The following is a 19,726-nucleotide window of genomic DNA, read 5'->3' on the forward strand; positions in this document are numbered from 1 at the left end:
CCAGACCAGCCATGACGGATTCTCCTTCCCATCCCCATTCGCAGATGCAGGTTCAGAAGCTTCCGACCGGGGTGGAAGGCCTTGATGACATTTGCCAGGGCGGCCTGCCGATTGGGCGTTCCACGCTGATCAGCGGCACATCCGGCACGGGCAAGACCGTTTTCTCGCTGCACTTTCTCTACAACGGCATTCATCATTTTGATGAGCCAGGCATCTTCGTTACCTTTGAGGAATCGCCCCGGGACATCATCCGCAATGCTTCCAGCTTTGGTTGGAATCTGCAGGAGCTGGTGGATCAAGGCAAGTTGTTCATCCTTGATGCTTCCCCGGACCCCGATGGCCAGGATGTGGCTGGAAGCTTCGATCTCTCGGGATTGATTGAGCGAATCAACTACGCGATCAGAAAATACAAGGCCCGGCGCGTGGCCATCGATTCAATCACGGCGGTTTTCCAGCAATATGATGCTGTGTCGGTGGTGCGTCGGGAGATTTTCCGCCTGATTGCCCGGCTCAAAGAAATCGGCGTCACCACGGTGATGACCACCGAACGCATCGATGAGTACGGCCCGATCGCCAGATACGGCGTCGAAGAGTTTGTCTCCGACAACGTGATCATTCTGCGCAATGTCCTGGATGTGGAGCGCCGCCGCCGCACGGTGGAGATCCTCAAGCTGAGGGGAACCACCCACATGAAAGGAGAGTTCCCCTTCACCATGGGGCCACAGGGTGTAGCGATTTTCCCGCTGGGTGCGATGCGCCTCACGCAGCGTTCTTCAAATGTGCGCCTGAGCTCGGGAGTACCGCGCCTCGATGAGATGTGTGGCGGTGGTTTCTTCAAGGATTCGATCATCCTCGCCACCGGTGCCACCGGCACTGGCAAGACACTGCTGGTGAGCAAGTTCATTGAAAACGCCTACAGAAACAAAGAACGGGCCATCCTCTTTGCCTACGAAGAGTCAAGGGCGCAATTGCTTCGCAATGCCACCAGCTGGGGCATTGACTTTGAGCAGATGGAGCAAGATGGCATGCTCAAGATCATCTGTGCTTATCCAGAATCCACCGGCCTGGAAGATCATCTCCAGATCATCAAAACCGAGATTGCCGAGTTCAAGCCCTCCAGAATGGCGATTGATTCGCTATCTGCCCTCTCCCGTGGGGTGAGCCACAACGCTTTCCGGCAGTTTGTGATCGGCGTGACGGGATACGCGAAGCAGGAAGAGATTGCCGGCTTCTTCACCAACACCTCCGAAGAATTCATGGGGAGTCACTCCATCACGGATTCCCACATCTCCACGATCACTGATACGATTCTGCTGCTGCAGTATGTGGAGATCCGCGGTGAGATGGCCCGCGCGATCAACGTGTTCAAGATGCGTGGCTCCTGGCACGACAAGGGCATCCGTGAATTCGTGATCACAGGCAACGGCCCAGAAATACGCGATTCCTTCTCCAATTTCGAGCGTATCATCAGCGGCGTGCCCCACCGTGTCACCTCCGATGAACGGGTGGAACTCTCCCGCATTGTGCGCGGTGTGGAGGATGACGCTTTCTGATCGGGATCTCCGTTCTGAGCCAGATCTCAGGCAGCGCTGGCAGCGGGTGGTGATGGCTGTGAGAACGCAGCGCTGAATGTAGACGTGGCGGCAGCTGCGTTACTTCGCTCGCCTGCAATCGCCAGTTCATCGCTGTCGGCTTGCTCCAGGGGTAGATCGAACCAGAAGGTGGTGCCAACGCCCAGTTCGCTCACCATGTGGATGCGGCTACCGTGCTTTTCAATGATGCCTCTCACGATCGATAGCCCCAGACCCGTTCCCACTTCGGTGTGCACGGCATTCTCGACCCGGTAGAAGCGATCGAAGATCCGGGCCTGGTCTTCGCGGGAGATGCCGGCTCCCGTGTCGGCGATCTCCACCCGCAGCCGCGGCAGGGGTGAGGACAGACCGCAGCTGAGGCTGTCTTTGTCATGGACGGGGATGGAGAGGTCGATGTGGCAGGAATCAGGCCACGGATAGGCGCGCAGCCTCAGGCAGCCACCCGGCTGGGTGAACTTGAGCCCATTGCCCACCAGGTTGTCGAAGACCTGAAGCAGGAGGTCCCAGTTGCCACGTACGCGGGGCAACTGGGCGTCCACATCCATCGCCAGCGTCACCCCTTTCTCATCGGCATTGAGGCGGTAATTGCGCAGGGTCTGCTCGATCGCCGGGCGCAGTTCAATCGGCTCCAGCACCCAGGTACGGTCGGATTCCAGCCTCGACAGATCGAGCACATCGTTCACGAGGCGTGTGAGACGATCGGTTTCAGCGTTGGCGATGCCGAGGAACTCCTGGGTTTCCTCCTCACTCAGCTGGTCACGCATGTCGTGGAGGGTTTCCACATAGCTCTTGATGTTGAACAGCGGCGTGCGCAATTCATGCGACACATTGCTGATGAAGCGGCTCTGGGCGGCGTTCAGTTCCACTTCCCGGGTGAGGTCCTGGATCGTCATGGCAATCCCCTTCAGGCTTTCGCCGCTGGCATCACGCACGCTCTGCAGCACGATGCGCAGGGTGCGGGGCGGCTCGCCGAACGTGCAGCGCACATCGCAGCTGTCCCGCTCACCGGCCAGCAAGCCATCAAGCGGGGCTTGCAGTTCCATCGCCAGCAGATCTGGCAGTTCGCTGCAGAGATCACTGCCTTCCAGGTTGCGGCCTTCCCAGCGGAACAGGCGGCGGGCCGTGGGATTCACCAGCACGATCTGACCATCGCCATCGAGCAGGGCAGCGCCGTCGGCCATGCTGGCGATCAGGGTCTGCTGTTTCACCTGGGCGGCGGTGAGTTCCTCGATGTTGGCGGCGTCGTACACCTCCAGCTGGGAGGCCATGTCGTTGAAACCATTCAGCAGTTCCCCCAGCTCGCCGCCCACAGGCAGGGCGATGCGGGCCTGGAAATCACCGCCGGCGATCGCCCGCACGCCACGCAGCAATTCCTTCACCGGGCGGGTGATCGTGAGCGCGTTGAACACTGCCCCGAGGATCACCAGCACCCAGATCGAGATGAACACCGCCACGGTGACTTCCCGCGTCAATGCCGCACTGGCCAGCACCGCTTCATTGGGATTGATACCAAGCGCGAGCACGCCGAGGTAGCGCCCTTCGCTCACCATCGGCACGAACACATCGGTCACCTGGCCGTCTGGGCTGAGGTGCTGACGGATCAGCGGATTCTGGGAACGGCGTTGCAGATCGGCGGGCAGTTCAAGCCGGCGGCTGAGCAGCAGTTCACTGCTGCCGTTGCTGCCGCCGATCGGGATGCCGAGGTAGATCACTCCATCGGGATCGGCGAAGAAGATGTAACGCAGGCTTCGGCTCGAGCGCCAGAAGCGCTCCGCCACCGCCGCCAGTTCGCGGTCGTTGGCTTCGGCCACCAGCGGGGTGACGTTCGCGGCCAGCAGCAGACCCAGGTCGCGGGCGAAGCGGGTGTCGCTCATACGCGCATCGCGTTGGATGCCGTTGAGCGCGATGAAGGTGATGCTGGTCATCATCAGGCTCACCACCAGGGTGGCCACAGCCAGCAGCTTGGTCTGCAGGCTGAATTCGGCCCACCACAGGCCGAGCCGCTGCTGCCAGCTGAGCGGGATGGCGGCCGCGCCAGTGGTGGCGCCGCGAGCGGGGGCAGGGGACGGAGGGGTCGGGGCGGAGGCTGGAGAGGCAGACACCGGCCGGTCAGAAGAGGGCGGAAGCTCGGCGGTCACGCGCGGAACCGTCGGATAGACGCACCCTAGGGGCGGCGCACCTGGTGGCCGATGTCACGCCGGAAGCTGAGGCCTTCGAAGTGCACCTGCTCCAGGCCGCCGTAAGCGGCGGCGAAGGCCGCATCGAAATCGTCGGCCTGCGCCACCACCGCCAGCACCCGACCTCCTGCCGTGACGCACACACCATCGGCGCCGGCCCGGCTACCGGCATGGAAGAGCTGCAGATCCGGATCCGGCGTGAGGCAGGTGGTGATCGCGTCACCGCTGCGCACCGGTCCGGGGTAGCCGGCGGCGGCAGCCACGACGCAGGCGCTGCAGCGGCCCGAGATCGTGAGCGGCGGGGCGGCATCAAGGCGGCCGCTGGCACAGGCCATCAGCACCTCGGCCAGTTCATCGCCCAGCAGGGGCATCAGCGTCTGGCACTCGGGATCGCCGAAGCGGCAGTTGAATTCGATCACCTTCGGTCCGTCGTCGGTGAGCATCAGGCCCGCGTAGATCACGCCGCGGTAATCGATGCCCCGGCCCCGCAGGGTGGCCAGGATCGGCAGCAGCACCTGCTGACGCACCAGCTCGAGCCCGGCAGCGTCCAGCAGGGGGGCCGGCGCATAGGCCCCCATGCCGCCCGTGTTTGCGCCGGTGTCCCCTTCGCCGATGCGCTTGTGGTCCTGAGCGGGAGGCAGCAGCACCATGCGCTCCCCGTCGGTGAGCGCGAACACCGACACCTCCGGTCCGCTCAGGCGCTCCTCCAGCACCAGGGCGTCGCCGGCACTGCCGAAGCGCCCCGCAAAGATCTCCTCGATCGCGGCACGGGCCTCCTCAAGGCTGTCGGCCACCGTCACCCCTTTGCCGGCCGCCAGCCCATCGGCCTTCACCACCAGGGGCCGGCCATGGGACTCCAGGGCCTGCAGCGCCTGCTCGCGGCTGGTGGCGGCCCAGTAGCCCGCCGTGGGCACGCCGGCCTCCTGCATCAGCGCCTTCGCCCATTGCTTGCTGGCCTCCAGTTGGGCGCCGCCTGCCCCTGGACCGAACACCGCCAGTCCGGCGGCGCGCAGCTCGTCGGCGAGGCCAGCGGCCAGGGGTGCTTCCGGGCCCACCACCACCAGATCCACCTGCCGCTCCAGGCAGGCGGCGACCAGCCCAGGCCCATCGCTCTCGGCGATCGGCAGCGGCTCGCAGCCCTCCTGTCCGGCGGTGCCGCCGTTGCCCGGGGCTACCCACACCCGTTCCACGCCGCGGCAGCGCCGCAGGGCCCAGCCCAGGGCGTTCTCCCGGCCCCCCGCCCCCACCACCAGCACCCGGCGTGGAGACGGCAGGCCATCGGTCAGGGTTGCGGACATGGAGCGGAGCGGGTGATGGGGGGCGGTTCCCTTAGGTTGTGGCCCGGTGGCCGCCTGCCGTGACCCTTCCTCTTTACATGCCGGTGGGTCCCCGCCGAAGGCTGGCCCTGCTGCTGATGGCCGGGTTGGTCATCGCCGGCAACGTTCCCGTCCAGGCCCAGACCGCGCTCCCAACCCAGCGCCAGCCCGGGTCTGCTGCCCCGGCGGCCCAGGCTCCGCCGATGGCTGCAGAACTGGCCACGCCCCAGGCCCCGGTGACGCCTGCGGTCCCGGGGCCTGGGGTACTGCCGGGAATGCCCGACGAGGACTTCGATGCTGCGCTGCGCTCCGAGGATTTCGCGGCCCTCGAGCGGGCCTGTCAGGACTCCGCCCGGTTCGATCGCAGCGACCGGCTGCGGCTGCTGCGTGAGCGCCTGGTGACGATGCGCCCGGCGCCCCAGCCCTTCGCCGTGATCCTGGTCAATGCCAATGCCCTGATCAGCTGCCTGGCACCAGAGTCGGCGCTCACCGTGCTCGACCGCTACGGCCCCGGGCAGGGCCGCGAGCGGGAGCAGTGGCTGGTGCAGCAGTGGCGCGCCGCCAACGCCGCCCTCGATCACCGCCGGGCCGCCGAGGCGCTGCGGCGGCTGGCGGCGGGCCGCATCGCCCAGCTCGAAACGATGCCCCTGCCCCTGCGGCTACGCGAAGACGGCAGTCTCGACACCCGCTCGGCCCTTGATGTACTCGCCGGCCACCTGGAGGTGCTGGGCCGCTCGCGGGAGGCGGCGGAGGTGCTGCTGGCCGGCCGGCTGCCCGGCACGGTGGCGGCCGAGCGGCTGGAGCGGGCGGTGATCTTGCTGGTGGCGGTGCCGCTAACTGAGCGCAATGCCCTGCTGGAGCTGGCCCTCAACCAGGCGGCTGCGGATGGGGCCTGGGGGCTGGCGGCGCAGCTGCTGGATCTACAGCAGTTCGTGCAGCGCGCAGCCGGTGCCGATCCGCGCGCGGCCGCCGATCGGCGCCTGAGGCTCGCCCGTCGCATCGACGACGCCTATGGCGAATGGTTGCTGGAGCGCGCCAATCCCGAGGCGAAGCAACGCGCCGCTGCTCTTGAACGTGAGCTGCGCTCCCCCCGGGCCGCCGGTGGGCACGCCAGCCCCGCACCCGCACCCGGCCCTACCCCACCACCCAACTCCCTCCTGCCATGACGGCCTTTTCGATCGGTGCGCTCCTGTATGAGGGCAAGGCCAAGCGGGTGTTCGCCACCCAGGACCCCGACCTGGTGGCGGTGGACTACAAGGACGACGCCACTGCCTTCAATGCGCTGAAGAAAGCGCAGCTGCAGGGGAAGGGCGCCCTCAACTGCCGCATCTCCGCGCTGCTGTTCGAAGCGCTCGAGGCCGCCGGCGTTCCCACCCACTACCTGGGTGTGGAGGGCAGCTCCTGGATGCTGGTGCGGCCCGTGGCGGTGATTCCCCTGGAGGTGGTGATCCGAAACCGCGCGGCCGGTTCCCTCTGCCGGGAGATGCCGATCGCGCCCGGTACCCCCCTGGAGCCACCGCTGCTGGATCTTTATTACAAGGACGATGCCTACGGCGATCCGTTTCTGAGCGAGGCACGGCTGGCGAGGCTGGCGCTGGTCACGGCGCAGCAGCGCGCCGATCTGGAGGCCCTCGCCCACCGGGTGAATGGTGTGCTCCGCCCGTTGTTCGCCGGCGTAGGACTCGAACTGGTGGATTTCAAGCTGGAGCTTGGCTTCACGGCAGACCAGCAGCTGGTGGTGGCCGATGAGATCAGCCCGGACACCTGCCGGCTCTGGGACCTCGCCACTGAGGACGCCAGCGACCGGATTCTGGACAAGGACCGCTTCCGCCAGGACCTCGGCGGCGTGATCGAGGCCTATGGGGAGGTCCTCAAACGGGTCCAAGGGGTTTGCCCTTCCCCCCGGGTCTACGGGTAAGGTCACGCCAATTTGCGGCCCGTCCGCCTTCTTCCGGAGAACCATGGGTGTCCCCCGCAACGCCCTCACCGGCGATCTCCTCTCCGTATTGGCGCGCCGCCCCAACTCCGTGGCCCTCGCCCTGAGTCTGCCGCTGCTGGGCGGCGCCACCTTGCTGGCACCGGCCAGCACTGAAGCCAAGCCGGTTGCTGGTGCTGCAGCTGCTGCCACATCACCGGCCACTTCCAGAACTGCAACAACCTCTGGTGCTCTGGCACCGACGGCCGGGAACCCGCAGGCTCCGTCCGGTGTTCTCCAGGCTCAGGCCACCCCACCGGCCTCCGGAGCCCCGGCCAGCCCCGACCCTGCCGCCCAGCCCGCACCCGCCGAGGCTCCCTCTGCCACTCCGGCCCCGGCGGCGGAGATTGCTCCGCCGGCCTCCCCCAGCGAACCGCGCGTATTGATCAGCGAGGTGTTGGTGGAGGGCCTGGACGGCCACCCGGAGCGGGAGCGGCTTGAACTCGCCGTCTACGACGCCATGACGGTGCGTCCCGGCAGCCGGGTCACCCGCTCTGAGCTGCAGACCGACCTGTCGGCCATCTATGCCAGCGGCTGGTTCTCCGATGTGCGCATCCAGCCCAAGGACGGCCCCCTGGGCGTGCAGGTGGTGGTGATCACCACGGCCAACCCCGTGCTCTCCCAGGTGGCGCTGGACACGCCCAAGGCCAAGCTGCCGCCTCAGGTGATTCAGGAGACCTTCGCCCCCGATTACGGCAAGACCCTGAATCTCAATGTGCTCAAGGGCCGCATCGACGAGCTCCAGAAGTGGTACGCCGACCAGGGCTACTCCCTGGCCCGGATCACCGGCCCCAACCGCGTCAGCCCCGAGGGCGTGGTGGAGCTCACGGTGCGGGAAGGCACCGTGCAGGGCGTGGAGGTGCAGTTCCTCAACAAGGAGGGTTCCGCCACCAACGACAAGAACGAGCCGATCCGTGGCAAGACCAAGCCATGGGTGATCACCCGGGAGATCTCGATCGAGCAGGGCGAGATCTTCAACCGCCGCCAGCTGGAAGACGACATCAAACGCCTCTATGGCACCGGCCTGTTCGGTGACATCAAGGTGACCCTGCGGCCGGTGCCGGCCCAGCCCGGCGAAGTGGTGATCGTGCTCGGGATCGTGGAGCAGTCCACCGGTTCACTCTCCGGCGGCCTCGGCTACAGCCAGAGCCAGGGGGTGTTCGGTCAGGTGCAGTTGCAGGACAGCAACCTGCTTGGCCGTGCCTGGGACCTGGCGCTGAACTTCACCTACGGCCAGTTCGGCGCCCTCACCGATCTCTCCTTCACCGATCCCTGGATCAAGGGCGACCGGTTCCGCACCGCGTTTCGCGCCCGACTGTTCGTCAGCCGCGACGTGCCCCAGATCTTCCAGTCGCAGGACGGCGGCAACATCAACACCGCCTCCGACTTCTACAAGGCGCCGGGCACCGATGTGGCCTTCAACATCAACGATTCCAATAACCCCGCCGACCGCAGCTTCAACTCGGTGGATTCCGCTGAGAACGCCTTCCCCGAGACGAGCTGGTTCGACTTTGACGGCAACTCGGTGGTGTTGCAGCGCATCGGCGGCAACTTCCAGTTCGCCCGTCCGCTCAACGGCGGCGATCCCTTCAAGCGGGCCACCTGGAGCGTCGTGGTGGGTGCCAGCGTCCAGGAGGTGCGGCCGATCAACTTCGGCGGTACGTCCATGCCTTTCGGCGTGAGTACCAACAACTTCAACGGCCGCAGTGCCCCCACTGAAGACGTCATCTGCATCGCCTTCAACTGTGCCACCACCAACCAGCTGGTGGGTATCCGCTTCGCCGCCACTCGCAACACCCTCAACGATCCCCGTAACCCAACCGACGGCAACTTTCTCTCTCTGAGCACCGAACAGTTCGTATCGGTGGGCCCCGATTCCCCCACCTTCAACCGGGTCCGGGGCAGCTACTCCCACTTCATCCCGGTCAACTGGCTGAGGTTCTACAAGGGTTGCCGACCCCGGCCAGGTGAGCCCTTCGACTGCAAGCAGGCTCTGGCCTTCCAGGTGTCCGCCGGTTCCACGATCGGTTCGCTGCCCCCTTATGAAGCCTTCTGCCTGGGCGGCTCCAATTCGGTGCGGGGCTTTTTCGACTGTGACCTCGGGGTGGGGCGCAGCTTTGGTGAAGCCACGATCGAGTACCGCTTCCCGCTGTTCAGCGTGGTGAGTGGTGAGCTGTTCATCGATGGCGGCACCACCTTCGGTACCCAGGCGAACGTGCCGGGCAACCCCGGTGGGCTGCTGGGCAAACCCGGCAGTGGCTTCTCGGTGGGCACCGGCCTGATCGTGACCACACCGGTGGGGCCCCTGCGCCTGGAGGTTGCCAGCCGTGATTTCACCGGCGAGTGGCGTTTCAACCTCGGCGTGGGCTGGAAGTTCTGATGAGCCCGTGGCCGGCGGACTATGCCCGTGCCTGGACGCTGGCTTTCCCGGTCGAGATCACCGGTGTGGGCCTGCACAGTGGTGCGGTGGCACGGGTGCGCCTGGAGCCCACCGAGCGCCCGGGGTTCGCGGTGGGCTGGCTGGATCAGCCCAGCCAACCTCCAGTGCCTCTCCACCCCCGCCAGGTGGCCGACACACGTCTATGCACGGCGCTGCGCTTCGATCAGGGCCGCCTGGCCACCGTGGAACACCTGCTGGCAGCGCTGGTGGGCACGGGACTGAGTCACGTGGACATCCTGGTTGAGGGGGAAGAAATCCCGCTACTCGATGGCTCCGGCCTGCCCTGGGTGGAGGCGATTGCGACGGCGGGCCTGCACGAGATCGGCGAGCGGGAGCCGCTGCAGACCCTGGCAGCACCGCTCACCGTCCAGCAGGGCGTGAGCTTCGCTGTGGCCCTGCCCAGCGAGCAGCCGCGCCTCAGCGCCGCTGTGGCCTATCCCCAGGCGGCCATCGGCCAGCAATTGTTCACTCTTGAACTCACCCCACCGAGGTTCGTGGCCGAGATCGCCCCCGCCCGCACCTTCGGCTTCCTCGAGCAGATCGAACAGTTGCGCGCCGCCGGACTGATCCAGGGAGGTGCCCTTGACAACGCCCTTGTCTGCGATGGCGAGGGCTGGGTGAACCCTCCGCTGCGCTTCAGCGATGAACCAGTGCGCCATAAGCTCTTGGACTTGCTGGGGGATCTGGCGCTGGTGGGCTTGCCCATGGCCCAGGTGTTCGCCTTCCGCGGGTCCCACGGCCTGCACACGGCACTGGCGGGCGCCCTGGCCTCCCTCCCCCGAACTGCCTGACGCTCCCTTGTCCGTCTTCTCTCCCCCCGAGACCTCGCTGCTGACGAGCGAGCAGATTCTCAACCTGCTGCCGCATCGCTACCCCTTCGCCCTCGTCGATCGGGTGATCGAGCAGGAGATGGGCGTGCGCGCCGTGGCGATCAAGAACGTCACCCTCAACGAGCCCCAGTTCCAGGGGCATTTCCCCGGCCGCCCACTGATGCCCGGTGTGCTGATCGTTGAAGCGATGGCCCAGGTGGGGGGGCTGATCATCAGCCAGATGCCTGAACTTCCCAAGGGGCTGTTCGTGTTCGCCGGCATCGATGGTGTGCGCTTCCGACGTCCGGTGGTGCCGGGTGATCAGTTGCGGATCACCTGCGAGCTGATCGCCCTCAAACGCAAGCGCTTCGGCAAAGTGAAGGGGACCGTCACCGTTGATGGAGACCTGGTGTGTTCAGGGGAACTCATGTTCTCTTTGGTGGACTGAGGGAATGACGAGCTCCGCCGTGACGACCAAGATCCATCCCAGTGCTCTGGTGGATCCCCGCGCCCGGCTGGCCGAAGGGGTGGCGATCGGCCCGTTCGCCGTGATCGGTCCCGATGTCCAGATCGGTGCGGGCAGCACCATCGGCCCACACGTGGTGATCGATGGCCGGGTCACGATGGGCGCGCGCAACCGGGTGTTTCCGGGAGCCTGCATCGGCCTCGAGCCCCAGGATCTCAAGTACAACGGCGCTGACACCGAGGTGGTGATCGGGGACGACAACGCGTTTCGTGAATGCGTCACGATCAATCGGGCCACCGCCGCCGGCGAGCAGACCCGCATCGGCAGCGGCAACCTGTTGATGGCTTACAGCCACGTGGGCCACAACTGCGAACTGGGCGACCGGATCGTGGTGGCGAATGGGGTGGCGATCGCCGGCCATGTGGTGATCGGTGATCGGGCCGTGATCGGTGGCGTGCTGGGCATCCACCAGTTCGTGCACATCGGCAAGCTGGCAATGGTGGGTGGCATGAGCCGCATCGATCGCGACGTACCCCCCTTCGCGATCGTGGAAGGGCACCCGGGCCGGCTACGGGGCCTCAACCGCATCGGCCTGCGCCGCAGCGGCCTTGCCGACCGCGAGGACGGCGCCGAGCTGCGCCAGTTGCGGGAGGTGTGGGACCGCCTCTACCGCGGCGATGAGGTGCTGATGGAGGCGCTGCGGCAATTGCGTCAGCAGCACCTGCTGCCGGCAGCCGAGGAGCTGTGCAGCTTCCTCGAGGCCTCGATTGCGCCCGGGCGCCGCGGCCCATTGCCGCCGCAGCGCTGATGGCGCGGTTGCTGATCAGCACCGGCGAGGTGTCGGGTGATCTGCAGGGGGGGCTGTTGATCCAGGCGCTGCATGCGGAGGCGGAACGCCGCCACCTGCCGCTGGAGATCGTGGCCTTGGGCGGCGAGCGGATGGAGCGTGCCGGCGCCCGGCTGATCGCCAACACGGCGCCGATGGGGGCGATCGGACTCTGGGAAGCCCTGCCCCTGGTGCTCCCCACCCTGCGCCTGCAGCGCAAGGTGGGCCAATGGCTGCGCCAGTCGCCGCCCGATGGGCTGGTGCTGATCGATTACATGGGCGCCAATGTGAATCTGGGCCTGCGCATCCGCCGCGACTACCCCTGGGTGCCGATCACCTACTACATCGCTCCGCAGGAGTGGGCCTTCCGCTTCGGCGATGGCGGCACCACGCGCCTGATCGGCTTCACCGACCGGATCCTGGCCATCTTTCCCCAGGAAGCCAGCTTCTACGCCGCCCGCGGCGCGGACGTCACCTGGGTGGGCCATCCGCTGGTGGACACGCTCACCGAACAGCCCGATCCGGCCGAGGCCAGGCGCGAGCTGGGTCTCACCCCGGACCAGCCCCTGCTGCTGCTGATGCCGGCCTCCCGGCCCCAGGAGTTGCGCTACCTGCTGCCGCCCCTGGCCGCTGCCGCAGCAAGGCTGCAGCAGTTGCGCCCCAACCTCAAGGTGATCGTTCCGGCCGGCCTGCCCAGCTTTGAGCAGCCCCTGGCCAGCCGCCTGGCGGCTGCGGGCGTGGAGGCCACCGTGGTGCCGGCCGCCCGCTGCGACGCGCTCAAGCCCACCCTGTGTGCCGCCGCCACCCTGGCCTTCACCAAGTCGGGAACGGTGAACCTGGAGATGGCGCTGCGGGGGGTCCCCCAGGTGGTGGGCTACCGACTCAGCCGGCCCACCGCCTTCATCGCCAAGCGGCTGCTGGGCTTCAACGTGCCCCACATCTCCCCGGTGAACCTCCTGCTGGGGGAACGGCTGCTGCCGGAACTGCTGCAGAACGACCTCACCGCCGACACGATCGTGGCGGAGGCCTTGCCGCTGCTGGAGCAGGGCCCCGAGCGGCAGCGGATGCTGGACGGCTACAGCCGCCTGCGCGGCATCCTGGGCGAGCCGGGCGTCACACGCAGAGCGGCCGCGGCCATCCTGGATCAGATCGCCGCGGCGGCCACCCACGGCGCCGCCACCGCCTGCAGCGTTCCTGAACCGGCATGAACCCGCTCCCTTCCCCCCCGCCCTCGCGGAGCCTGCTGCAGCGCCCCTGGCACCACTGGCTGGCACCGCTGCTGCTGGTGGTCACCCTGCTGATCGCCACCGTTCCGCCCGCGCAGGCGGCGGTGGAGGAGGCGGTGTTCGCCGGTGGCTGCTTCTGGTGCCTGGAGCACGACCTCGAGCAGCTCCCCGGTGTGCTCGATGCGGTGAGCGGCTACAGCGGCGGTGCCCAGGCCAACCCCACCTACAAGCAGGTGTCGGCCGGTGGCACTGGGCACCTCGAAGCCGTGCTGGTGCGCTTCGACGCCGACCGGATCAGCTATCCGGCGCTGCTGCGCTCCTTCTGGCGCAACGTGGATCCGCTGGATGGGGGCGGCCAGTTCTGCGATCGCGGCTCGTCGTATCAGCCGGCCATCTTCGTGCGCGGTGCCCGTCAGGAACAGCAGGCCCGTGCCAGCCAGGCCGCGGCCGCCCGCGAACTGAAGCGCAAGCCCGCTGAGCTGCGGGTGCAGGTGCGGCCGCTGCAGCGCTTCTGGCCCGCCGAGAGCTATCACCAGAATTACGCGGAACGCAACAAGGCGAAGTACTCCTATTACCGCTGGTCGTGCGGCCGTGACCGGCGCCTCGACGAGCGTTGGGGCAAGGCCGCCCGCAGCGGCACGCCCTGGCGTTCCCCCTGACACCCCGGTGGGGGTTTCAGCCCTTCCCAGAAGCGGGCCGCCTGCTTACGTTGACTGCAGGCGACATGTCGGTGCCTGTATGTATCTGCTGACGATCAAGGACGGCCTGGCCACCCGCCACATCGGCCCCTACGAAAGCCCGAAACAGGCGGTCGACGATCTCGACCGCCTGTTGATGAGCTTCGGCGACCGGGCCCGCTGGCAGATCCACGAGTTGGAGTCCCCAGCCATGCTGCTGGGCGGCGTGGCACCAGTGGCGGCCGCCTGAGGCGCCACCACCACGAGGTTCCAGCACTGCAGCGATCCAGCGGATCTTGGCAGGGGAGCAACCGGAACAGGTCCGCGCCGAAACGATGCAGCACCTGTTCGTACCAGTCCTCAAAGGGCTCCCAGGGTTGGGTTCATGGACACACCGCCTGCGTCGTGCTGTTCAGTCCGTGCTGTTCAGCCTCTGTATGGCCGCTCCGCCTTTGACCTGATGAACAGACCGGCAGGCCTACCGGGCCTGGCGGGGGTAGCCGCTCAACAAGCCGCTCTCCACCATCAGGCCCACACCCGCGGTCACACAGATCAGCCCCAGGGCGCCGTACCAGAACCAGGGGCCGGTGGCCGGCGCTTTCACCAGCAGCGCCACCTGCTGCACCGTGCGCCGGCTGATCGCTTCACCCACCAGGCAGAGGCCCAGCGGCAACAGCAGCACGCCCAGTTGCGCGCGGATGTACCAGCGGATCTTCTTGGCGGCCATGGCGTCGGCAAGCGGCGTCAGTGGACAACCCTAAGCCGGGCCCCCGAGGCACACCCAGTTCACCAGGGTGCGCACGCCGAAGCCGGTGGCACCGGCGGGGTCGAGCCCCCGGCCCTTGTCGCTCCACACGGTGCCGGCGATGTCGAGATGGGCCCAGGGGAGATCGGGCGTGACGAAATCCTTGAGGAACAGGGCCGCCGTGATCGACCCTCCCGGCCGTGGCCCAGTGTTCTTGAGATCCGCCACCGGGCTTTTCAGGCCCTGCTTGTAGGCGGCATGCAGCGGCATGCGCCAGAACAGCTCGCCGCCCTGCTGACCGGCGTCCACCAGGGCCGCCGCCAGCGTGTCGCTGACGGACCAGAGTCCGGCGATCTCCTCGCCCAGGGCGATCACGCAGGCACCGGTGAGCGTGGCCAGGTCCACCACCGCATCCGGTTCGAGGTTGCAGGCGTACACCAGGGCATCGGCCAGGGTGAGCCGCCCTTCGGCATCGGTGTTGTTGATTTCGATGGTCTTGCCGTTGGAGGCGGTGAGGATGTCGCCGGGGTGGATGGCGTTGCCGCTGATCATGTTTTCGCAGGCGGCCACGATCACGTGCACCTCCACATCCGCCGGCTTGAGCTCGGCGATGGCCCGCGCCGCACCCAGCACCGCCGCGCTGCCGCCCATGTCGTACTTCATCATCTCGATCTGGGAGCCGGCGGTTTTGAGGTTGTAGCCGCCCGAATCGAACGTGAGCCCCTTGCCGATCAACACCAGCCGTCGGCTGGAGCCCCCGGCGGGGCGATAGGTGAGGTGGATGAACTTCGGCGGCAGATCCGAGCCCTGTGCCACGCCCAGGTAGGCCCCCATGCCGAGCGCTTCGCAGTCGTCGCGCTCCAGCACCTTCAGCTCCAGGCCGAAGTCGGTGGCGATGCTGGCGGCGGTGTCGGCCAGGGCCTGGGGGGTCACCACATTGGGCGGGGCGGCCACCAGCTCGCGGGCCAGCTCCACACCGGCGCAGGTGGCGGCCACGGCGCTCAGGCCAGCAACGGCCGCTTCCGGCAGGCCCAGCAGGGTGACGCTCTCCGGCAGCGGCTGGGGCTCTGCCTCGCTCTTGAAGCGTTGATCCTTGTAGAGGCTCAGCCGCACCGCCACGGCCATCGCCGAAGCGGCCGCGGCGGGATCAAGGCCCTCGATGGGAAGGAGCAGGCCCAGCGCGCCCCCGGCGGCGGCGGCGGCCTTGGCGCTGACGGCTGCGGCGCTGCGCAGGGCGGCGCCGTCGAGGCTGCCAGCCTCCCCCAGCCCCACCAGCACCAGCAGGCTGGGGGTGTGGGCGGGCAGATGCAGGGCCAGGCAGTCGCCGGGTTTGCTCTTGAAGCGTCGCTTCTCCAGCAGCGCGGGCAGGTCGAGGCTGAAGCGTGCTGACAGGAGCGGCAGCCAACCGGCGGGATCCCCCTGCAGCACTCCCACCGCCAGGGTGTCGCCTTCCCACTGCGTGAAGGCGGTGGGGCTGGTGCGGAACTCCATGGAGCGTCAACCTTGGAGGCGCGATCGTAGCCATGCCGCCCCGGACTCCCCGCTGGCGCTCAGGCCGGATCGGCGGTGAAGGGGGTGGCCCAGCGCTGCCGCGTTTCCTTGTTGAAAGGGGGCTGCCAACGGCGGATCAGCGCCTGCTCCAGGGCCCGGCGCGGCCTGACTGCCCCGGGGACGTCGCTGCAGAAGCGGATGCTCAGCCCGCTGGCGAGCCCGCAGCGGCGCAGGGCTTCGTCGTAGGCCGCCAGGTAGGTCTTGCAGTCGTGGTCGCCTTTCCAGCGACGATCGGCGCAGCCGGTTTCGCCCACGTACAGCAGCAGGGGGTGCTCCAGCTGGGGTTGGCGGTCCATCACCACATACAGAGCCGCCCCCTGCTGCGGCGGCTCGGGCCAGCGCCAGAACTGCAGGTTGAGCGGCGCCAGCGCCAGTGGATCGAAGACGGCAGCCTGCGCGGCGGCGGCATCGGTCCCGCCGGCTCCGAACAGCGAGCGCTGCGCCACACCGGCCCCGCTGCCGTGCAGGGGACGCTGAAAGTCGGCCAGGCCCTGTTGCCAGCGCAGCAGTTGATGGCGCGCCAACGGCAGAGCCGTGGGAACGTGGTCGCCGGCGGCGGACGCCGGCCCGGCGCCGAACAGGTCGAGCTGGCCCTGGCGCGGCAGGCCCATGCTCAGGGCCGCTGCCGCTGTGGCGCCGGTGTCGGCCGTGGCAGATCCGGCCCCACCGGCCCCCGGCCGAAACTCACCTTGCCGATCAGGGCCTCCACCAGGTGGGGGGGCAGTTGCAGCCGTTGCTGCAGATCGGCGAGATCCTGAAAGGGCCCCCGCCCCCGTTCGCGCACCAGCCGCTGGCAACGCGGGGGATCAAGCAGCAGCCGCGCCTGCAGCTGTTCGACGCTGCAGCGGTTCACATCCAGCGGCACCGGCCGCAGCGGCGCGGGCTCCCCATACCAGCGGAACTCCAGCAGTGGCAGCCAGCACTGCAGCTGGGCGTCGCTGAGGCCCAGCAACCGTTGCAGGTCGTCCTCACCGCTGAGCTGCACACCGCCGGCCTGCAGACGCAAGAGCAGATCCACCTGGTGCGGCTCACAGCCAGGCAGCCGCAGCCAGTCGGCGGGGGTGGCGCGGTTCACATCCAACCGCCAGCCCAGGGCGGCGGCGTGGCGCACCTGGGCGGCATCCCGCAGCCGCAGGCCAGGGTTCTGCTTCAGCTTCAAGGCCAGCAGCTCCCGTTCCACGGCCACGTCGGCCCCGACAGGCTCATGGCCGCCACCGGCCCCGGCCGTATCTGTTGCGGCGTTCGATGACGCCGGCTCACGACGAAGCGGTGGTGGTGGCGGCGCAATCTGCCCCGTGGCGATCAGCAGGCGGCGCGCCAGTGGATCCAACCAGTGCCCTCTGGCCATGGCGGCCCCCTTCAGCCACGACGGACTGGGCCGAAGTTAGCGGCAGGGGGCGGTCGATACGTCAATCCGTACTCACCGGCAGACAGGCAGGCGCCGCAGAATCGTTCCGATCGCTCTGTGTTCGGCAGCTTGATGGGCTTCTTTGAATCCGAGATCGTGCAGGACGAAGCCCGGCGCCTGTTCACCGATTACCAGCAGCTCACCCAGCTGGGCTCCGACTACGGCAAGTTCGACCGCGAGGGCAAGAAGCTCTTCATCGAGCGGATGGAGGAGCTGATGGACCGCTACCGGGTGTTCATGAAGCGCTTCGAGCTCTCTGAGGATTTCCAGGCCAAGCTCACGGTCGAGCAGCTGCGCACGCAGCTGGGCCAGTTCGGCATGACGCCTGAGCAGATGTTCAGCCAGATGCATCTCACGCTCGAGCGCATGAAGAGCGAGCTGAGCTCGTCCTGCTGACGCCTGCCTACGATCCGCCGCGACGGGTCGTGGCACGGGTGGGGTGAACGGATGGGGCAGGCGCAGGTGTGGCCGGACGTGCCGGCATGGCTGAGCCGGGGCCTGGCGGATCTCTTTCCGCACGAGGCGGGTCCGTTGGCCGGCAGCGCCACCTCACTGGCCGCGCGCCTGGCGGAAGCCGAGCGGGAGGACAGGCCGCTGCGCATCAAGCTCGGCATCGATCCCACCGGCTCCGACATCCATCTGGGGCACAGCCTGCTGTTCCGCAAGCTGCGGGCCTTCCAGGACGCTGGCCACACCGCCGTGCTGATCATCGGCGACTTCACCGCCCGCATCGGTGATCCCACCGGCAAGAGCGCCACCCGCGTGCAGCTCAGCGCCGAGGCGGTGGCCGCCCATGCCACCACCTATCTGGAGCAGCTGGGCCAGGGACAGCCGCGGCAGCGCGCCCTGCTCGACTTCGAAACCCCCGGCCGGCTGGAGGTGCGCCGCAACAGCGAGTGGTTGGCGGCCCTGGATCTGCCACAGGTGATCGAGCTGCTGGGTACCAGCACCGTGGGGCAGATGCTCGCCAAGGACGACTTCTCCAAGCGCTATGGCGGCGGCACGCCGATCGCCCTGCATGAGTTCCTGTACCCGCTGCTGCAGGGCTATGACTCAGTGGCGGTGCGCTCCGACCTGGAGCTGGGCGGCACCGATCAGAAGTTCAATGTGGCCATGGGCCGCGATCTGCAGCGCCACTTCGGCCAGCCGCCCCAGTTCGGCCTGCTGCTGCCGATCCTGCCGGGGCTCGATGGTGTGCAGAAGATGAGCAAGAGCCTGGGCAACACCGTGGGGCTCCAGGACGACCCGCTCTCGATGTATTCAAAGCTGGAGAAGGTGCCCGACGCCGCGGTGAACGCCTACCTCACCCTGCTCACGGATCTCGAGCTCGAGGCGCTGCCGGCCAATCCGCGGGAGCGCCAGAAGGCGATGGCCCTGGAGGTGACCGCCACACGCCATGGCCAGCAGGCGGCGCTGCAGGCCCAGGCCGATGCCGCCGGACTGGTGGGAGTGGGGGCAGGGCGGAACCCAGGGCTCGATGGTGAAGCAGGCGGCTCGCCCCGTGCCGAGGCTGTCGAGGTGCTGGAGGCGTCACTGGCGTCGGTGAACTTTCCCGCCAAGGCCTTTTTCCTGCTCAGTGCCATCGGGGTCTGCGCCAGCAGCAGTGAAGGGCGACGCCAGATCCAGGGGGGCGGCGTGAAGCTGGATGGCGTGAAGCTGAGCGATCCCAACCTGGAATTCAGCAGCGCGGCGGAGCTGGACGGCAAGGTGCTGCAGCTCGGCAAGAAGACCTTCCGGCGGCTGGTGCCCTGATGGCCACCACAGTGCGAACCACGGTGGGCACCACGGCGTTGGCCGATCCTGCAGAGCGGATCATCGTGGCCCTTGACCGGCCCGATGCCGGCAGCGCCCTTGCATTGGCCGCCTCGATTCCGGAGCTGCGCTGGGTGAAGGTGGGCCTGGAGCTGTTCACCGCCGCCGGGCCGGAGGTGGTGCGCGAGCTGCGCCGGTGTGGCCTGCGCGTGTTTCTGGATCTGAAGTTCCACGACATCCCCGCCACCATGGCTGGCGCCTGCCACAGCGCCGCCGCTCTGGGTGCCGAGCTGATCACCGTGCATGCCAGCGCCGGTCGCCGGGCTCTGGCGGCGGCCCAGGCGGCGGCGGAGCAGGGTGCTGCTGCCCAGGGCATGGCTCCGCCCACCCTGCTGGCGGTCACTGTGCTCACCAGCTGGGAGGCCGACCGCTTCGCCGCCGAACTGCAGGTTCCAGTGGCGATGGCCGCCCACGTGAGCCACCTGGCGGCCCTGGCGGCTGCCGCCGGGCTGCGCGGTGCCGTGTGCTCACCGCTGGAGGTGGCCGAGCTACGCGCGCGGCATCCACTGCCCTTCGCCCTGGTGACCCCGGGCATCCGCCCCGCCGGCGCCGCCACGGGCGACCAGGCCCGCGTGCTCACGCCGGCCCAGGCGATCGCCGCTGGTGCCAGCCAGCTGGTGATCGGCCGGCCGATCACGGCAGCACCCGATCCGGCGGCGGCGTTCGCGGCCTGTTGCGCCGAACTGACCGCAGCGCCCTGAGCCAC

Annotated in this window: 19 protein-coding genes; 13 read left to right on the forward strand and 6 right to left on the reverse strand. The window is 67.9% G+C overall.

Annotated elements, in window-relative coordinates:
* Positions 1 to 11: 11 nt before the first annotated feature.
* Positions 12 to 1,553, forward strand: a complete 1,542-nt coding sequence (gene kaiC, locus KBY86_RS07075) for a circadian clock protein KaiC (RefSeq protein WP_094512689.1) — start codon at positions 12 to 14, stop codon at positions 1,551 to 1,553.
* A gap of 26 nt (positions 1,554 to 1,579) precedes the next feature.
* Here kaiC and nblS read toward each other — a convergent pair whose 3' ends face one another.
* A complete protein-coding gene (gene nblS / locus KBY86_RS07080) occupies positions 1,580 to 3,616 on the reverse strand; it encodes a two-component system sensor histidine kinase NblS (RefSeq protein ID WP_255101152.1) in 2,037 nt (678 codons plus the stop codon).
* Positions 3,617 to 3,756: 140 nt separating this feature from the next.
* Positions 3,757 to 5,067 carry a phosphoribosylamine--glycine ligase gene (purD, locus tag KBY86_RS07085; RefSeq protein WP_255140665.1) on the reverse strand — a complete coding sequence of 437 codons (1,311 nt, stop codon included), beginning with the start codon at positions 5,065 to 5,067 and terminating at the stop codon, positions 3,757 to 3,759.
* A gap of 59 nt (positions 5,068 to 5,126) precedes the next feature.
* Between purD and KBY86_RS07090 the strand changes: the two genes are divergently transcribed.
* From KBY86_RS07090 to KBY86_RS07130, 9 genes are all read left to right on the forward strand, one after another.
* A complete protein-coding gene (locus KBY86_RS07090; protein WP_255140666.1) occupies positions 5,127 to 6,251 on the forward strand; it encodes a hypothetical protein in 1,125 nt (374 codons plus the stop codon).
* Positions 6,248 to 7,003, forward strand: a complete 756-nt coding sequence (gene purC / locus KBY86_RS07095; RefSeq protein ID WP_255101083.1) for a phosphoribosylaminoimidazolesuccinocarboxamide synthase — start codon at positions 6,248 to 6,250, stop codon at positions 7,001 to 7,003. The genes KBY86_RS07090 and purC overlap by 4 nt, the downstream gene beginning before the upstream one ends.
* Positions 7,004 to 7,046: 43 nt before the next feature.
* Entirely contained in the window at positions 7,047 to 9,440 is a 2,394-nt protein-coding gene (locus tag KBY86_RS07100; RefSeq protein WP_255140667.1) for a BamA/TamA family outer membrane protein, read from the forward strand.
* Positions 9,440 to 10,291, forward strand: coding sequence for a UDP-3-O-acyl-N-acetylglucosamine deacetylase (gene lpxC, locus KBY86_RS07105; protein WP_255140668.1), 852 nt, complete (start codon positions 9,440 to 9,442; stop codon positions 10,289 to 10,291). The genes KBY86_RS07100 and lpxC overlap by 1 nt, the downstream gene beginning before the upstream one ends.
* Positions 10,284 to 10,757 carry a 3-hydroxyacyl-ACP dehydratase FabZ gene (gene fabZ / locus KBY86_RS07110; protein WP_369803020.1) on the forward strand — a complete coding sequence of 158 codons (474 nt, stop codon included), beginning with the start codon at positions 10,284 to 10,286 and terminating at the stop codon, positions 10,755 to 10,757. Before lpxC ends, fabZ begins: the two co-directional genes overlap by 8 nt.
* 4 nt (positions 10,758 to 10,761) lie before the next feature.
* Entirely contained in the window at positions 10,762 to 11,583 is an 822-nt protein-coding gene (gene lpxA, locus KBY86_RS07115; protein WP_094512683.1) for an acyl-ACP--UDP-N-acetylglucosamine O-acyltransferase, read from the forward strand.
* Entirely contained in the window at positions 11,583 to 12,809 is a 1,227-nt protein-coding gene (gene lpxB, locus KBY86_RS07120) for a lipid-A-disaccharide synthase (protein WP_255140687.1), read from the forward strand. Before lpxA ends, lpxB begins: the two co-directional genes overlap by 1 nt.
* Positions 12,806 to 13,486 (forward strand): peptide-methionine (S)-S-oxide reductase MsrA, encoded by a 681-nt coding sequence (gene msrA, locus KBY86_RS07125; protein ID WP_255140669.1) that lies wholly within the window; start codon positions 12,806 to 12,808, stop codon positions 13,484 to 13,486. The genes lpxB and msrA overlap by 4 nt, the downstream gene beginning before the upstream one ends.
* A 79-nt stretch (positions 13,487 to 13,565) precedes the next feature.
* A complete protein-coding gene (locus KBY86_RS07130) occupies positions 13,566 to 13,754 on the forward strand; it encodes a hypothetical protein (RefSeq protein WP_255140670.1) in 189 nt (62 codons plus the stop codon).
* A 228-nt stretch (positions 13,755 to 13,982) separates the two neighbouring features.
* Here KBY86_RS07130 and KBY86_RS07135 read toward each other — a convergent pair whose 3' ends face one another.
* The 4 genes from KBY86_RS07135 to KBY86_RS07150 are packed head-to-tail and all read right to left on the reverse strand — an operon-like array spanning position 13,983 to position 17,148.
* Positions 13,983 to 14,231 (reverse strand): hypothetical protein, encoded by a 249-nt coding sequence (locus KBY86_RS07135; protein ID WP_094512679.1) that lies wholly within the window; start codon positions 14,229 to 14,231, stop codon positions 13,983 to 13,985.
* A 30-nt stretch (positions 14,232 to 14,261) separates the two neighbouring features.
* Complete coding sequence (locus tag KBY86_RS07140) at positions 14,262 to 15,740, reverse strand: leucyl aminopeptidase (RefSeq protein WP_255140671.1); 1,479 nt, start codon at positions 15,738 to 15,740, stop codon at positions 14,262 to 14,264.
* 59 nt (positions 15,741 to 15,799) lie between these two features.
* Positions 15,800 to 16,411 carry a GIY-YIG nuclease family protein gene (locus tag KBY86_RS07145; protein WP_233132940.1) on the reverse strand — a complete coding sequence of 204 codons (612 nt, stop codon included), beginning with the start codon at positions 16,409 to 16,411 and terminating at the stop codon, positions 15,800 to 15,802.
* A gap of 2 nt (positions 16,412 to 16,413) precedes the next feature.
* The gene (locus KBY86_RS07150; RefSeq protein WP_255101077.1) at positions 16,414 to 17,148 is read right to left on the reverse strand and encodes a hypothetical protein; all 735 of its coding nucleotides are present in this window, start codon (positions 17,146 to 17,148) and stop codon (positions 16,414 to 16,416) included.
* Positions 17,149 to 17,280: 132 nt separating this feature from the next.
* Between KBY86_RS07150 and KBY86_RS07155 the strand changes: the two genes are divergently transcribed.
* From KBY86_RS07155 to pyrF, 3 genes are read left to right on the forward strand one after another with little or no spacing between them, the layout of a single operon-like run.
* Complete coding sequence (locus tag KBY86_RS07155; RefSeq protein WP_094512806.1) at positions 17,281 to 17,604, forward strand: DUF1825 family protein; 324 nt, start codon at positions 17,281 to 17,283, stop codon at positions 17,602 to 17,604.
* A 51-nt stretch (positions 17,605 to 17,655) separates the two neighbouring features.
* Positions 17,656 to 18,960 (forward strand): tyrosine--tRNA ligase, encoded by a 1,305-nt coding sequence (tyrS, locus tag KBY86_RS07160; protein ID WP_255140672.1) that lies wholly within the window; start codon positions 17,656 to 17,658, stop codon positions 18,958 to 18,960.
* Positions 18,960 to 19,721, forward strand: coding sequence for an orotidine-5'-phosphate decarboxylase (pyrF, locus tag KBY86_RS07165; RefSeq protein WP_255140673.1), 762 nt, complete (start codon positions 18,960 to 18,962; stop codon positions 19,719 to 19,721). The genes tyrS and pyrF overlap by 1 nt, the downstream gene beginning before the upstream one ends.
* Positions 19,722 to 19,726 lie beyond the last annotated feature (5 nt).

It is taken from the genome of Synechococcus sp. Lug-A (assembly GCF_024345655.1).
In the GTDB taxonomy this organism is placed as follows: Bacteria; Cyanobacteriota; Cyanobacteriia; order PCC-6307; family Cyanobiaceae; genus MW101C3.